The 15,737-nt window shown below is 61.9% G+C and carries 13 protein-coding genes; 4 read left to right on the top strand and 9 right to left on the bottom strand.

Annotated elements, in window-relative coordinates:
• Positions 1 to 45: 45 nt before the first annotated feature.
• The 4 genes from Q7S58_RS21620 to Q7S58_RS21605 are packed head-to-tail and all read right to left on the bottom strand — an operon-like array spanning position 46 to position 5,030.
• Positions 46 to 1,350 carry a HAMP domain-containing sensor histidine kinase gene (locus Q7S58_RS21620; protein WP_304830920.1) on the bottom strand — a complete coding sequence of 435 codons (1,305 nt, stop codon included), beginning with the start codon at positions 1,348 to 1,350 and terminating at the stop codon, positions 46 to 48.
• A 49-nt stretch (positions 1,351 to 1,399) separates the two neighbouring features.
• Positions 1,400 to 2,617: an aspartate aminotransferase family protein gene (locus Q7S58_RS21615; RefSeq protein WP_304830918.1), complete on the bottom strand. Its 1,218-nt coding sequence runs from the start codon at positions 2,615 to 2,617 to the stop codon at positions 1,400 to 1,402.
• Entirely contained in the window at positions 2,614 to 3,909 is a 1,296-nt protein-coding gene (locus Q7S58_RS21610) for an acyl-CoA reductase (protein WP_304830916.1), read from the bottom strand. Before Q7S58_RS21610 ends, Q7S58_RS21615 begins: the two co-directional genes overlap by 4 nt.
• Positions 3,906 to 5,030, bottom strand: a complete 1,125-nt coding sequence (locus tag Q7S58_RS21605; RefSeq protein ID WP_304830914.1) for a hypothetical protein — start codon at positions 5,028 to 5,030, stop codon at positions 3,906 to 3,908. The genes Q7S58_RS21610 and Q7S58_RS21605 overlap by 4 nt, the downstream gene beginning before the upstream one ends.
• Positions 5,031 to 5,350: 320 nt before the next feature.
• Here Q7S58_RS21605 and Q7S58_RS21600 point away from each other — a divergent pair, with 320 nt between their 5' ends.
• The 3 genes from Q7S58_RS21600 to Q7S58_RS21590 all read left to right on the top strand — a co-directional run bounded on the left by Q7S58_RS21600 (position 5,351) and on the right by Q7S58_RS21590 (position 7,701).
• Positions 5,351 to 5,764, top strand: a complete 414-nt coding sequence (locus Q7S58_RS21600; protein WP_304830912.1) for a hypothetical protein — start codon at positions 5,351 to 5,353, stop codon at positions 5,762 to 5,764.
• A gap of 133 nt (positions 5,765 to 5,897) precedes the next feature.
• On the top strand, positions 5,898 to 6,788 hold the full coding sequence (locus Q7S58_RS21595; RefSeq protein WP_304830909.1) for a S1C family serine protease: 891 nt from the start codon (positions 5,898 to 5,900) through the stop codon (positions 6,786 to 6,788).
• Positions 6,789 to 6,858: 70 nt separating this feature from the next.
• Positions 6,859 to 7,701: an oxaloacetate decarboxylase gene (locus Q7S58_RS21590; protein WP_304830907.1), complete on the top strand. Its 843-nt coding sequence runs from the start codon at positions 6,859 to 6,861 to the stop codon at positions 7,699 to 7,701.
• A 23-nt stretch (positions 7,702 to 7,724) separates the two neighbouring features.
• Here Q7S58_RS21590 and ppdK read toward each other — a convergent pair whose 3' ends face one another.
• The 3 genes from ppdK to Q7S58_RS21575 form a co-directional block, all read right to left on the bottom strand.
• A complete protein-coding gene (gene ppdK, locus Q7S58_RS21585) occupies positions 7,725 to 10,472 on the bottom strand; it encodes a pyruvate, phosphate dikinase (RefSeq protein ID WP_304830905.1) in 2,748 nt (915 codons plus the stop codon).
• Between the two features lie 124 nt (positions 10,473 to 10,596).
• On the bottom strand, positions 10,597 to 11,895 hold the full coding sequence (locus Q7S58_RS21580; RefSeq protein WP_370655574.1) for a glycine--tRNA ligase: 1,299 nt from the start codon (positions 11,893 to 11,895) through the stop codon (positions 10,597 to 10,599).
• Between the two features lie 89 nt (positions 11,896 to 11,984).
• Positions 11,985 to 12,521, bottom strand: coding sequence for a metallophosphoesterase (locus Q7S58_RS21575; protein WP_304830901.1), 537 nt, complete (start codon positions 12,519 to 12,521; stop codon positions 11,985 to 11,987).
• Between the two features lie 207 nt (positions 12,522 to 12,728).
• On the opposite strand from Q7S58_RS21575, the gene Q7S58_RS21570 reads away from it, so the two are divergent.
• Positions 12,729 to 13,067: a hypothetical protein gene (locus Q7S58_RS21570; RefSeq protein WP_304830899.1), complete on the top strand. Its 339-nt coding sequence runs from the start codon at positions 12,729 to 12,731 to the stop codon at positions 13,065 to 13,067.
• 9 nt (positions 13,068 to 13,076) lie between these two features.
• Here the strand turns inward: Q7S58_RS21570 and Q7S58_RS21565 are convergent, their stop codons facing one another.
• Positions 13,077 to 14,327, bottom strand: a complete 1,251-nt coding sequence (locus tag Q7S58_RS21565) for a CaiB/BaiF CoA-transferase family protein (protein ID WP_304830896.1) — start codon at positions 14,325 to 14,327, stop codon at positions 13,077 to 13,079.
• Positions 14,324 to 15,541, bottom strand: a complete 1,218-nt coding sequence (locus Q7S58_RS21560) for a CaiB/BaiF CoA-transferase family protein (RefSeq protein ID WP_304830894.1) — start codon at positions 15,539 to 15,541, stop codon at positions 14,324 to 14,326. The genes Q7S58_RS21565 and Q7S58_RS21560 overlap by 4 nt, the downstream gene beginning before the upstream one ends.
• Between the last annotated feature and the right edge of the window lie 196 nt (positions 15,542 to 15,737).

The raw sequence follows: 15,737 nt of genomic DNA, 5'->3' as shown, positions 1-15,737 counted from the left end.
GCGTTGACGCTAGACCATTGTGGATCATGGGGCAAGCGCGATGCTTTAATCCAGTTGACGTTGGCGCGGCGCCGCTTCGATCGGCAACTCGGCGGTCAGTGTGATCCCGCGCGCGCCGGCGTAGCGCGCCTCGATGCGTCCGCCCGCCGCTCGCGCCATCGCCCGCGCGATGTACAATCCCAGACCTCGCGCACGGCCTCTCCGGCCGTCGCTGCTGGGCGCATCGAACAGCGTGGCAAGCTCGTCCGGAGTCGGCGAGGGGCCGTCGTCAGTGACCTCGACGACGATCCAGCGGCCGCGCAGCGCGGTTCGCAGGACCACTTCGTCGGTGACGGAACGAACGATCGCAAACGCGATCAGATTTCTCACGATGCGCTCGAAATGGCGCGGATCGAGCCGGCACGGCGGGAGGCTCGAAAATTCGGTGCGGAGCGAGAGATGACGGCGGCGCGCCTGCACCGCGCAATCCGCGGTTATCTCGGCGAGCAGAAGATTCGGATCCAGATCGATCGGAGACGCCACGATGTTGCGTTCCTGCACCTGGTACAAATCCAGCACGTTGCTGACGAGCAGGTCCATGTACCACGCGGTCGAGCCGATTCGCCCGAGGACGTCGGCGCGCTCCTTTGCATCAGCGTGATCCTCTTCCAGCAGATTGACGTAGCCGCTGAGCGCGGCGACCGGGCTCCGTATGTCATGCGCCATGGTGGCGATTTGGTTCTGGCGAAAGCGCGCCGCCTCCTCGAGATCCTCGACTTGCCGGCTCAGCCGGCGGCGATAGCGATCGATGTAGATCGCGGTGAACTGCGCGATTCCGAGCGCGGCCACCAATCCCAGCCACTGGTACATGATGAACGGGTTCTCGATCGGCACGAAATATTGCGCGGCGCTGAAGGTCGCGAGCGAAATCGCCGCCATCGAAAACTGCCAGCGTGGTCCCCAGTTTACGAATGACGCGGTCGCCATCGGGCAGAGCGCCATCGTGATGAAGCGCGACTCGGGATCGCGCGTCGAGGCGCTGATGATCGTGAACATCCACATCAGGAATAAGGAGATCGAAAACGTCCACAGCTTCCACTGGCGCCGGAATGCGCGCGTCCAAAGGGTGCCGAAAAACACCGCGGTGCCGCCGAGGATGATCCAGTGAAAGGTCGCGCCGATGCCCCCGTGTCCGCGGATGCGCAGATCGTACTCGAGATACGCGACCAGCATCAGCACGCCGAGCGCGGTGCCGAGCTTGATCGTGCGGAGGGATTCCTCGTCGTCTTTGGTCCACTCCAGCTCTGAAGTGGTGCGCAAGACGTCCGGGAACCTCGGCGCCGACCGCGCTTCAACTTCCCTGACGTTCATCGCTGCCCTTCCGCCATTGGAATTCCCCGCCTCGGAGGACCGCAAACTACTACCGGACAACTTGACGTTCCTGCCGCGTCGCATCAAGGGCTTCGATCATCCTCGCAACTGCGAAATCGATTTCCGCGGCTTCGATCGTGAGCGGCGGTGCGAGTCGGACCACCTTGTCGGCATTCAGCGTCCAGTTGACGATCACGCCGCGCGAGATTGTCTCCGCGACGAAACGATGCGCGAATTGCGCCTCGGCAAATTCGATCCCGATGAGCAATCCGATTGCGCGAATCGCCGTCATCTCGGGCGCGTTGATTTCGCGCAAGCGCCGAGCGAGATCCGCGCCGATCATGGCGGCGCGCGCGCTCAGGTCGTCCGCCACGATCACTTCGAGCGAGGCGAGCGCGGCGGCGCACGACAGTGGATGGCCGCCGAAAGTCGTGAGGTGTCCGAGCGGTGGATCGTGCGACAATGTGCCGATCAGATCGTCGCTGCCGCAGAACGCGCCGAGCGGCATCCCGCCGCCGAGCGCTTTCGCCATCACGATGATGTCTGGCACGACGCCGAAATGTTCGAGAGCGAAAAGCTTGCCGGTGCGCCCGAAGCCGGTCAGCACTTCGTCGAAAACAAGCAGCGCGCCAACCTGATCGCATCGATCGCGCAACGATCGCATGAACGAAGCCGCCGGTATTCGCACGCCGCCTTCGGCTTGAACGGGTTCGATCACAACGGCGGCGATCGTCGAATCGATCTGATCGAGCGCGGCGGAATCGCCGAACGGAAGATGACGCACGGGACCGGGCAAATTGCCGAAGGGCGCGCGAAACGCGGGATTTCCCGCAAGCGCGAGCGCCCCCATCGTGTCGCCATGATACGCACCGTCAAAGGCCGCGAATGCTTCGCGTCCGGTCGCTTTGCGCGCGACCTTGAGCGTGCCTTCGATTGCCTCGGCGCCGCTATTCGTGAAGTAAACGCGTTCGAGTTTTGTCGGCAGCAGCTCAGTCAGTCGCCGCGCGAGTTGCACCTGGGCCTCGATCACGTATTCGCCATAGACCATCACGTGCAGATGGCGGCGCGCCTGCGCTTCAATCGCGGCGATGACGTTGGGATGGCCGTGGCCGAGCGCCGACACGCCGATGCCGGCAATCAAATCGAGATAGCGCCTGCCGTCCGCCGCGACGAGCCAGCATCCCTCGGCGCGTGAAATTTCGAGCGCGATCGGCGCGTCCGAAGTTTGCGCCAGCCGCTTGAGAAACAGTTCGTGGAGTTCAGTCATCGCACTCCGATCATAGCGTCGAGAAACGCGCCGCCGCCATGTGGCCAATCCAGTGGCGGCGACTGCATCTCGCCGACTTGCGCGACGTACGAAATGCCGAGTTCGCCCGCGAGCGCGCGAAAATCCGCCAACTCGGATTGATTGCCGGAAAATCCAAACGCTTCAATAAGACCTTTCGCTGGAAGCAGCCGGAACCGAAGATCCTGCCAGTCGCGAACGGCGCTGATGACGACCGTGCGAAACCCTGGCGATACCGAAAACGCTGCATCAGGATCGAAAATCGCCGTCCATCCGAGTTGCGGACCTTCCATGAGCTGAATCGTATCACCGGAAATGCGGCGCCATCGCGCATTCTCGCGGACGCTTAAAATTTTAGCCGCGTCGATCAGGGGGATTTTCGCAGGCGGCATCGATTTCGACAATCGCTCGAACGCGACGGACATTTCATTTGCAAACTTGCTCGCGATTTCCGGCCGCGGCGTGACAACGAAAATATGATGCGGCGAAAGGCAGCCGAGCTGTTCGAAGTACGCGACGTCGCGCGCGAGCAAATCTGTCATCGTGTCGATCTGCGAGGATATGGCCGCGCTTCCGGCGACCACCGCGCCGCTGACGCGACTGCCGAAACCGATCAGGTTGCGAGCCGCAATCGAGGCGATCGTCGCGTCGTCACCATAAGCGACGATGAGATCGCAGTTGGCTACGTGCGCCGCCGTAAGATCGATGCGATCTCGAGGCCAGGAGAAAACCGCGATTCGCGACGCAACTTCAGGATCGATATCCGCGAGCGTGCGGACAAACTCGGCAAAAAAAATCGGCTCATTGGACGCGGTCTTGACCAGCAGCGTCGCGCCGGCAACGAGCGCGATCGCAACTTCGTGCAATCCCGCACCAGCGACGTTGCCCGCCATGATGAAACCGAGCAACTCGGCCTGCTTCCTCGCGCCGCGCCGAGTGACTCGTTCGGCGAGCGTCGCCAACGCTTCGCGCGTGAACGGCCGCAACAAGGCGTCGATCGAATCGTTCATCAGCGGGAGTGAGAATCCGGCGTTGCGCGTGATTCGCGCGACCGCATCGACGCGCCGCGGATGCTGTCGATCGCGCCAAAGAGAGATTGCGCGCGCGATCGCATCGGCGATTCGAGATGGCGCGATTGGTTTGCGGGACGCATCGCGGAGCGCCACGCGGGTGGCATCGATGTCTGCGAGCGACGGCGCCGACGAAAGCGGCGCGACCATCTCGATCGGTTCGCCGATGCGATTCGCCTCAGTCTCGAGCGCGGACTTCGTCATTGCGCCGGCCTCGCAATTTCTCGACCGTCCGGCGCGGCGGCTTTTGCGAACTGACCGATCGCGAGCGCGCATCCTCGCGCCGCACCCATCGCGGAACGGCCGATCACGCGTACACGATCGCCCTCGACGATGCCGACATCTTCGCTCATCACGGCAGAGACTGAGCCGACATTCGCCAGATCGAAGAACGTCAGCAGTCCGGGTTCGCCGTCATCGACGCGCCGTTGCGTAGCGGGGTTGCGCGCGCTGACGCGGAGCCACGCCGGCGCCAGCTTGAATCGTTCGCGCGAAGTCGCGGCGTCGCGGCAATTGAACTCGGTCGCGTCGTAAAGCTGCGAACACAGTTCGGTCATCCCGTACTCGTTGATGACCATCGCGGGCGCGATTCCGAAATTTGCCTGCGCGTTCTGGATCACTGCCGCCGCGGAAAGCGGCATCGCCTGGCCCTTGAGACCGCCTGTATCCATCAGGCGCGAGCCCGCCGCCAGCGAAACATTCACGCCGCGTTCGCGAGCCGCCGAATTGAGCGCCGCGAATGCCGCCGTCGTTCCCATGATGCACACCGGTTCGCGTCGCGTTTCTGCGTCGTCGAGAAAATCCATCGCGCCTTTCAGATCGACGCCCTCGCGTGAGGCCGCGCTGAAAGTTCTTCCGCTACCGAACTCCGCGATGCACCATCCGATCATCGTCGCCAGCGACGACTCCGGCATCGCGTCCGCGGTGGGATGCAGCGCGAGCATCGCGGTTTTGCGATCGTCGGGAAACAGCATCGTCCGCAAATGCGCGATTGCCGACGCACGATAAATTTCAGGCCTCGGCACGGCGTGGCGTCCGCGCCGCTCGCGCCCCTGGGTCGTGCCACTCGTTAGAAATGTGAGCGCGTCGCGTGATTGCGCGCTCGATTCGTCGGACAAATCGACGTACTTGAACGCGACGTTGCTGACCGCGGGGATATCGTCGATGCGCTTTACCGCAGAGGAATCAACACCAAGCTCAAGGCAGTAATTGCGATACGCGGTGACCGAAGCGAACTGATGGCGAAATACCTCGATCGCAAGCTGCTCGAATGACTCCGCGCGCGGTCTGTGGATAAACGTGAGTACGTGTTGGTAGATCGACATGGGCTTATCGCGCGCCAAAGTGAGGATGGCATCGCCGGGCGCGGTCCTTCAATCCCGATTATATCCTCGCAAGGCGTTCCCGCAGAGCCCGCCTGACTCGATTTTCCAGCTATTTACCGGCGTGCTGGATTATTCTAGAGTACCAGGCGTGGTGGGTGGCGGATCGGGTGGTCGCGGCGGCTTCGAGCCGGGTAGGCGCGCCCTCAGACTGGAATTCAAAGAGAAACCTCTCCGCTGACGCCATCGATGGCAGAAATGTTTTTTGTGTTACCGGCGTATTTTTGGTACAGAATTCCCCACGGAGGGAGGAACATCGCGAAATGAAGAAATTTGCTTCCGGCGTGTTGCTCGGTTTCCTCGCGAGCTGGGCAGTGGCGTTCGCCTCACCCAAAGCTAATCACGATGGGAGTTTCTGGAATCGGCTCAACACCGCCGCCAAGGACGGGTACGTCAACGGGTACTCGGACGCGATGCGCGTGAGTATCGGCAAGCTCGACGGCCTCAACATCGCGGCCGATCTGTTCCACTGGAAGGGCGCACGCAAGATCATCCATCAATTGTCGGGTCAGCTTTCGATGAATGACGTGTCTTCCGATAAGGCGGTCAAGCAACTCGACGAGCTATACTCGAATCAAAAGTACAGCGAACTCGATCTCGGACAGGCGCTGCAGTTGCTCACGATTCGCGCGAATGAAATCGCGACGCCTGAAGCTCCGCTGAAAAACGCCAGGTAATTTTCTTCGCTAACGATGCAGGGTGGCCCTCATTGAGGACCACCCTTTTTTTCGCGCGCCGCCGCTTGAAACACTGAGCCTGCGGTCCTAGCCTAATTCGCAGGAAACTACGATCGTGAATGCCCCGCCACTAGTGCTTGAGAAAGTTCTGCGCGCCACCGTCGGCGTGCATTCGCACATCCCCGCGACGCACGTCTCGACCGCGATCGGACTCGGCACCGATCGGCGCGGCACCGGCACGATCATCAGCAGCGACGGTCTCATCCTGACGGTGCACTACCTGCTGCTCGGGGCGCAGAACGTAATCGTGACGCTGCCGGACGGCGAGCAGCACGAAGCGAAAATCGTCGGCAAGGATTACACCACCGGACTCGGCGTGCTGAAGATCGATCGCGAACGCCTGCCATTCGTCGAGGTGGTTTCGAGCGACAGTTGCGTCATCGGGCAGGAGGCATTCACGGTTTCGAGCATGGGCGGTGAAAAGCGATGCGCCGATTGCGGCATCATCACCTACCTCGGGCCGTTCGATGCGGTGTGGGAATTCGTGCTCGACAGATGCGTCTGCGTCACCGCGTCGTCGCTCAATATCGGGATGAGCGGCGGGCCGATTTGCAATGCCAGGTCGCAGGTAATCGGGGTGTCGTACCTGAATTTCGCCGATCTGAGCCGTGCGATTCTGGGCGTACCGGGCGACAACGTACTCACCGTGCGTGACGAGCTTACGAAATTCGGCCGCCGCGTAACCGCCGCCCCGCGCGCGTGGCTGGGCCTGCTGTCGTACACGCTGCGGGAGCACGTCGTGGTGGCGGGCGTGATGCCCGGCGGACCGGGCGAGAAGGCGGGATTGCAGCAGGGCGATCTGTTGCTCGAAATCAACGGCAATGAGGTGAACGATCGCCGCCTGCTGTACGAGGCGCTGCGCAATCACAACCCCGGCGAGAACATCCAGTTGAAGGTGCTGCGCAACAGCCGCGTGTTCCAGCTCGAGGTTCCATCGATTCGCGCCGAAGATTACTTCGCTTGAGCGCGAGGCTCGGGCCCGTCGCCGTCGCGCGCATCAATCCGTCTTTTTTCTCTCACACAAGGAGATTCCGATGAATCAGCCGAGAGCGCGGCTCCGCGAGATGCTTGCGAGCGGCAATCTTATCGTGGCGCCATTCGTGTTCGATTGCCTGCAGGCGAAGCTCGCGGCAAGCGCCGGCTTCGACGCGGTCTATATGACCGGTTTCGGCACCGCAGCAGCCAGGGGATACCCCGATCTCGGCTTGCTCACGATGACCGAGATGGTCGCGAACGCGCGCGCGATTTCGCAAGCCGTCGATGTGCCGGTGATCTGCGACGCCGACACTGGCTACGGCAATCCGCTCAACGTGTGGCGCACCGTTCGCGAATACGAAGACGCGGGCGCGTCGGCGTTGCATATCGAAGACCAGGTTTTTCCGAAGCGATGCGGCTTCCTTGCGGGCAAGCAGGTGATCGCGATGGACGCGATGGCGCCGAAAGTGCGCGCGGCCTGCGACGCGCGGCGCGATCGCGACCTGGTGATCATCGCGCGCACCGACGCCCTGCAAGTCAACGGATGGGACGACGTCGAGCGCCGCGCTCGCGCCTATCGAGCAGCAGGCGCCGATTTGATTTTCGTCGATGGCATCAAGACGCTCGACGACTTGCGCTTGTACGCCGAAAAAATCGGCGACTTGCCGCTGGTGTACAATGGCGATCTGCTGCCGCTCGACGAGCTGAAAAAATATCCATTCAAGCTGACGATTCACATCGGAACGATGCTCGCGGCGTTCGACACGATGCGCTCATTGATGATCGAGCTGAAGCGCACGGGGCAACTCAGCGTCGGTACGAAATCAAATGTGTTCGGCGATTTCGTGCGGCTGATGGGCGTGGACGAATACCAGGCGCTCGAAAAAAAATACGCCGAGTAGAGAGCCGCCGCGCTCGCGCCTCGCTACACGTCCTTGAATTCCTTCTTCGTCTGCGTCGCTTCGATCGCAGCCTGCGCCGCGGCGAGCCGCGCGACCGGGATCCGGTACGGCGAGCACGATACGTAGTCGAGCCCGAGCCGATGACACAGCTTGACGCTCGCTGGATCGCCCCCGTGCTCGCCGCAGATGCCGATCTTCAGCGACTTGTTCGCCTTGCGTCCGCGCTCGATGCCGATTCGCATCAGCTCGCCGACGCCGTTCGGATCGAGTTCCTGGAACGGGTCTTTCTTGTAAATCTCGCGGCGCACGTAGTCGTCGAGAAATTTCCCGGAGTCGTCGCGCGAAATTCCGTACGTCATCTGCGTCAAATCGTTGGTGCCGAATGAAAAGAACTCGGCCACCGCACCGATCTGATCGGCGGTCACGCACGCTCGCGGCACTTCGATCATTGTGCCGATCGTGTACGCCACCTTGACGCCCTGCTCCTTGAAAACTTCGGCCGCGACTTCGCGAATCTCCGAGGCGAGAATCTCGAATTCCTTGCGCTCGCCGATCAGCGGCAGCATGATTTCAGGCATCGCCTTGACATTCTGCTTGCGCAACTCGCACGCCGCCTCGAGGATCGCGCGCGCCTGCGCCTTGTATATTTCCGGATAGCTGATGCCGAGGCGCGAACCGCGATGGCCCAACATCGGGTTGAACTCGAAGAGACTCTCGCGCACCTGCTTCAGATGCTCGGGCGTGGTGCCGATCTTGATCGCCAGGTCGCGTATCTCGTCCTCCTCGCGCGGCAGAAATTCGTGCAGCGGCGGATCGAGTAATCGAATCGTGACCGGCAATCCGGCCATCTCTTTCAGAATTCCGGCAAAGTCGCCGCGCTGCATCGGTAGAATCTTCGCTAGCGCTTTGCCCCGCTGCTTCGCGTTCTCCGCCATGATCATCTCGCGCACCGCTTCGATTCGTTCCGGTTCGAAAAACATGTGCTCGGTGCGGCAAAGCCCGATTCCTTCAGCGCCGAAATCGCGCGCGACCCTCGCGTCGTGCGGCGTATCGGCATTGGCGCGAACGCCCAGGCGGCGTTCCTTGTCCGCCCACGACAAAAATTTCTTAAAAAACGGCGGCATCTCAGGATCGACGGTCGCGACGCGTCCCGCGATCACCTCGCCCGCCGAGCCGTCGAGCGTGATGTACTCGCCGCGCCGGATCACTGCCCCGTTCGCCGACATCGTGCCCGCGCCGTAATCAATTTCGAGCGCCGAGCATCCCGCGACGCAGCACTTGCCCATCCCGCGCGCGACCACCGCCGCGTGGCTCGTCATCCCGCCGCGCGCAGTTAAAATTCCTTCCGCCACGTTCATCCCGTGGATGTCTTCAGGCGAAGTTTCGACGCGCACCAGGATCACTTTGCGGCCGGATGCCGCGACTGCCACGGCTTCATCGGCGGAAAACACCACCTCGCCATTCACGGCGCCCGGCGACGCCGGCAATCCGCGCGCGATCACGTTCTTCTTCGCGCCGGGGTCGAGCCGCGGATGCAGGAACTGTTCGAGTTGTTCGGGCTCGACGCGCCTCAGCGCCGTCTTGCGATCGATCAGTTTCTCGTCCGCCATATCGACCGCGATCCGCACCGCCGCTTCGGCCGTGCGCTTGCCCGTGCGGGTCTGCAGCATGAAGAGGCGGTTGCGCTCGATCGTGAACTCCATGTCCTGGCAATCGCGAAAATGTCGTTCAAGCTGGTTCGAGATCTTGAGGAACTCCTTGTAAACCGCGGGGAAGCTCTCTTCGAGCGTCGAGAAGTTCGATGCGCGCTCAGCTTCGCTGATGCCGCTGCGCTCGGCCCATACGCGGCTCGCCTTGATGCTGATGTAGCGCCCGGTGCGGATTCCCGCGACGACATCCTCGCCCTGCGCGTTGGGCAAAAACTCGCCGTAGATTCCTTTTTCGCCGGTGCCCGGATCGCGCGTGAATGCGACGCCAGTTGCGCAGTCGTCGCCGAGGTTGCCGAACACCATCGACTGCACTGTGACCGCGGTGCCCCAGTCGCCCGGAATATTATTGATGCGCCGATAAGCGATCGCGCGATCGTTGTTCCACGAACCGAACACCGCGCCAATCGCCATCCATAGCTGCTCGTTCGGATCCTGCGGGATGTCGCACCCGACGCGGCTCCGGATCAGCGCGCGAAATTCGCTGACCAGTTCCTGCAAGTCATCGACGTTGAGATCGGTGTCCTGCTTGACGCCGCGCGTGATTTTCTTGTGGTCGATTATTTCCTCGAACGGGTCGGCGGCGTTTTTGTCCTCCGGCTTCAATCCCAGCACGACGTCGCCGAACATCTGGCAGAAGCGCCGATACGAGTCCCACGCAAAGCGCGGATTGCCGCTGACCTTTTCGAGGCCCTGCACGGTTTCGTCGGTGAGTCCGAGATTGAGCACGGTGTCCATCATGCCCGGCATCGACACGCGCGCGCCGGAGCGAACCGAAACGAGCAGCGGATTTTGCGCGTCGCCGAATTTGCGGCCCAGCGCTTTTTCGACTCGCGCGACGCTCTTCGCGACGCCGTCCGCGAGGCCCTTCGGATACTTGTGGCCGTGATCGTAGAAGTAGTTGCAGACCTCAGTCGAAATCGTGAAGCCGGGCGGCACCGGCAATTTGAGCGACGCCATCTCGGACAGGTTGGCGCCCTTGCCGCCGAGCAGATTGCGCATCGACGCGCGTCCTTCCGCGACGCCCGCGCCGAAGAAAAATATCTCAGGATGAATGCGACCCATCTTATCGTTGCTCCCGTCTCGCGCGTTCCGCGTTGCAGACTCTCGCGATCATAATTCGTTCATGAACCGGCCTCAGCAGCACCGGGCGCAAACCTCCGCGCGCGCGGCGCGGATGCCGGCGCGGTTACTTTGTCCAGCCGATCCGATCGCTTATTTCTTCCACCAGGCGCGTGATCGGCACCCGTTCCTGCGACATCGAATCGCGATCGCGCAAGGTTACCGTATCATCGTCCATCGTCTGATGATCGATCGTGACGCCATACGGCGTGCCGACTTCGTCCTGCCGGCGATAGCGTCGCCCGATCGACCCGGCCTGATCGTACGCCACCGTGAAGTGCCGCTTCAGCGTATCGCGCACCGCGATCGCCTTTTCCGGCTGCCCGGCTTTTCTGAGCAGCGGGTACACCGCGACCTTGATCGGCGCGAGCCGCGGGTCGAGCCGCAGCACGATTCGCGATTCCTCCTCGACGACGTCTTCATCGTAGGCGTCGAGCAAAAATGCGAGCATCGCGCGATCGACGCCAAGCGCAGGCTCGATCACCCACGGCCGGTAGCGCGCTTTCGCTTCCTCGTCGAAATAGGTAAGGGGCTTGCCGCTGAACTTGGCATGCTGATCGAGATCGAAGCTGCCGCGCTTGGCGACGCCCTCGAGCTCGCCCCATCCGAACGGATACAAAAACTCGATATCGGTCGTGCCGCTCGAATAATGCGAGAGCTCGTCGGTCGCGTGCTCGCGGCGGCGCAGATGGTCCGCCTTGATGCCGAATTTGACGTGCCAGTTGAAGCGGAAATCAACCCAATAGCGGTACCATTTTTCTTCTTCCGCAGGATCGGGCTTAACGAAGAACTCCATCTCCATCTGCTCGAATTCGCGGGTGCGGAAAATGAAGTTCTCGGTGGTGATTTCGTTGCGGAACGATTTGCCCTGCTGCGCGACGCCGAACGGCAGCTTGACGCGTTGCGTATCGACTACGTTTTCGAAATTCGAAAAAATTCCCTGCGCGGTTTCGGGCCTGAGGTAAACTGTCGCCGCGGTATCTTCGACCGGTCCCATGAAAGTTTTGAACATCAAGTTGAAGTTGCGCGCCTCGGTGAGCTCGCCGCCGCACTCGGGACATTTGTCGCCCTCGATCTTGTCGGCGCGAAAACGCTGCTGGCATTCCCTGCAATCGACCATCGGGTCGGTGAAATTCTGCAGATGCCCCGACGCTTCCCAGGTGCGCGGATGCTGAAAAATCGCGGAGTCCAGCCCCATCACGTCGCTGCGATATTGCACCATCTCGCGCCACCACGCCTCTTTGACGTTGCGCTTGAGTTCGACGCCGAGCGGTCCGTAATCGAAGGTGGAGCCGAGACCGCCGTAAATATCGCTGGTAGGGAACACAATTCCGCGGCGCTTGCACAGATTGACGATTTTTTCCATCGTGACCGTTCGTTTGGTCGCCGACGCTGGATTTTCCGCGGACAATGATTCCTCCTATCAAGAGCGGCCGGTAGCGCGTGCGCGCGGGGTCAAGCCAGGCTGATTATCTCGGCCGAAATCTGGCCGCCGTTTGAAATTTCCAAAATTGCAACCGTGCCGGGCACTCCGATCAAATTGCGCGGCAGGGTCGCGCTCCCCGGATTGATCACCATCGTGGCGCCGAATCGCATCACGCCCTCGATATGGCTGTGCCCCTGCACGATCACATCGACCGGGCCGCCGAACTCGCGCTCCATCGCGCGCGCGAAAACTTCCTCCGAAGTTTCGTCCGGCGTCGGAATCGCGTGAACCAAACCGATTCGCACGCCCTCGATTTCGATCAGATGCGCTTCGCGTACGCGATCGTCGGGATCGAGGCTGTAGCGATGGCCGTCGAGGCCCTCGTCACCGTTGCCGAGCGCAGCGATCACCGGCGCGATGCGTGACAGTTCGTCGAGCACGCGATTCACATAAACGTCGCCGGCGTGCATCACGAGATCGATTCCGGCGAAAACCTCGAACACCCTGAGCGGCAGATGCTCGCATGCTTCAGGAATGTGCGTGTCAGAGATTAGGCCGATTCTCATTGCGATCGTTTCGGCGCCGTCACGCGCCGAGCATGAATCAGCGAGAGTAACATGGCACTGGAATGCTCGCAATTTTGACGATTCGGTGAAATCAGGCGCACGCACTCTGGAGCGCAAGATATTCGCTTCACCGGGCATCGTGCTAAATGTCGAGTCGGGACGAGCCGCGGCGGGCATTGGCGCAGGCGACCCAGGAGGACGTTTCTGATGCGAATTTCGACGCTGATCTTTTGCGCATTGGCGCTGGGAATCGCGCTTGCGATCTCAGGATGCGGTCACAAACTGGTGGCGCACAACGGCGAGAGCACCGTGGCCGTCTATCCCGACGAAGACACATTCGTAAAACTCATGGATCTCAAGAAGCAGGGCGGCGTCGGCGGGATGATCGGCGGTCTCGGCGAAGGCCTTGCGGCGAAGCAAGTGGACAACAACACGCCGGTGAAAATCCTCCGCAGTGACGATCGCGGCTCGCAGATCGAAGTGCTCGACGGCGCGTTCAAAGGTACGACTGGCTTCGTCCCGAAGGACAGCGTCGGACTGAACTAGCCGAAACGATCACGACGCGGCGCGATATTGCCGCGGCGCAGAGCCGATGATGCCGGCTTCCTCGAGCTCCGCGATTTCAGCATCGCTCATCGCGAGCACCTCGCTGAATACGGCGCGATTGTGCTCGCCGAGCAGCGGCGCAGGAGCGTCATCGCGGAGCGGAGTCTCGGGCAGATTCGCAACTGCACCCGGATACAGATGCGTTCCCACGACGGCGCGATCGATCGCGACGAAATACTCGCGGCTCTGCAACTGCGGATCGCTCATCACGGCGGGCGCTGAATTAACCGGCGCCGCGAGCGCGCCCGCATTGCGCAGCCGCGCGACGCATTCGTCAGCGTCCGCTTCGGCAATCGCGCGCGACAGTTCCGCATCGAGCGCATCTTCGTTGGCTTTGCGGCTTCGCGCGTCGGCAAAGCGAGGGTCATTCGCCAGATGACCGAGTGACAGCGCGATCGCGAGATTTTTCCACTGCGCATCGCTCTCGCAGGCAATCGCGATCCACGCTTCCTCGCCAGCCGCGCGATAGATTCCATGCGGCGCGTGCTCAGGATGCCGATTGCCGCGCGGCTTCGGCGCCTCGCCCGTGAACTGGTACTCGAGCATCGCGCGCGTCACGAACGGAATCAGCGCTTCAACCTGCGCGAGCTCGACCCACTGCCCGCGGCCAGTGCGCTGGCGCTCATGCAGCGCCGCGAGCAACGCGAAAGTTCCGTGCAATCCGCCGACGGGATCGCCAAGCGCATTGCTCAGCGTGTAGCGCTGCTCGGAGTCGTGATAACCCATCAGGCCGGTGACGCCAGCCATCGCCTCGACCGTATTGCCGTAGCCGCGCGTCTCGCATTCGGGGCCGTCGCTGCCGAACGACGGCATCGAGATCATGATCATCCGCGGATTGATCGCGGCGACCGCGGAGTACGGCAGTCCGAGCTTCTCCATCACGCGCGGACTGTAGTTTTCGATCAGCACGTCCGAAACTTTTATCAGCCGCTGCAGGACTTCGATTCCGCGCGGACTCGCGAGATCGAGCGTGATTCCGCGCTTGCCGCGATTGGCTGTGTTGAAGGGCGATGAACGCTCGATCGGCTGCATCTCCGGCGCCGCTATCGAGAGCGAGCCGCGCCACCAGTCGAAATGCTGCGTGTCCTCGACCTTGATCACTTCCGCGCCCATCTCGGCGAACATCTGGCCGACGAGCGGACCGGCCCATCCCATCGCGAGGTCGAGAACTCTAAGCTTGCCGTCAAAGATCGTTTTCATATCGTGCCCGATTGTTTGAGCGCGTCGATTTCGGCGCGACTCAGTCCGAGATTCGCCGCGAGGATTTCCTGGTTGTGTTCGCCGAGCCGCGGCGCCGGCCGCGAGTTCTCCGCGCGATGCGACGTCAGGCGGAGCGGCGTTCCCGGCACGCGGATTTTTCCGAGCACCGGATCATCGATCGTCTCGAAATAGTTGCGCGCCCTGGTCTGTTCCCAATCCATCACCTCGGCGACGCTCGGAATCGGCACCAGCGGAATCGCGCGCCGCCGTCCCTCGCCATAGAGCCACTTGCGATCGCGATCGATAAAAAACTCCTCGACGATCTTCAGCAGCGCATCGTTGTTGGTGTAGCGATCCAGCGCGGTGCGAAAGCGCGAATCGGCGAGCAGTTCGGAACGTCCCATCAGATCGCAAAGCCCCTCGAACTGCTTGTCGGTCACGCAATGCAGCCCGGCGTAACCGTCCTTGCATTTGAGCGTCACGATCATGAACGGCCCGACCGCAAATCGTTTACCCTCGCGGCCGCGCACGATTCCCGAATACTGGAACGAGACGGTTTCGTAGATCATGGTCGCGACGGTCGCCTCCAGCAGCGAGATATCGACGTGCTGGCCGCGACCGAGGCCGGCGTCGCGCGCCGCGATTGCCTGCAACGCGCCGATCGCCCCGTAAACCGCACCGACGTATTGCGCCAGCGAGCCGGGCGGCGTCAGCGGCGCGCGGTCGCGCTCGCCGACCGGAAAAGTCCATCCGCCGCGCGCGAACAGCACCAGGTCATTCAACGCGCCGCCGCGCTCAGGCCCGTCCTGCCCGAAATTGGAAATCGAGATCACCGAGAGCTTCGGAAATTTCGCGATCAGTTCTTCGGGCGCTAGTCCGAACGAGGCGAGCGTGCCCGGCGCGAAGTTCTCGACCAGCAGATCGGCGCCGCCGAGAAGGCGCGCGAGCAACTCGCGGCCGCGATCGTGTTTGAGATTCAGCGTGATCGCGCGTTTGTTGAGATTCAGAAACGCGAACAGTCCGCCGCGATCGGATAACTCGTCGTGCGCATCGCCATTCCGATTTGGTCCGAGTTTGCGCCCGCCTTCGCCCCACGGCGGCTCGACCTTGATCACGTCGGCGCCCATGTCGGCGAGCAGTTTGGTCGCGTAAGGGCCCGCGATGAAATGCGTCAGATCGATTACGCGGAGGTCGTTGAGTGCGCTGTATCGCATCCTAATTCTCGTCGCGATTCGACCCTATCTCGCCGCACGCTGTCAAATGATTCGAGAACCTGCTCATTTCCCGCATTTCCCGCCAACCTGGTGGTGTACATGGGCGGGCGAATCGCACTAAATCCCCATCATGAAAAACGAGACAACTGAAGCGAATCGACGAGGTCGCGCCGAGGGGCGCCGCGTCGGGCGGACG

The organism is Candidatus Binatus sp., assembly GCF_030646925.1.
Lineage (GTDB): Bacteria > Desulfobacterota > Binatia > Binatales > Binataceae > Binatus.
Note: the sequence above shows the minus strand (reverse complement) of the source record. Positions and strands in the feature narration are given on the sequence as shown.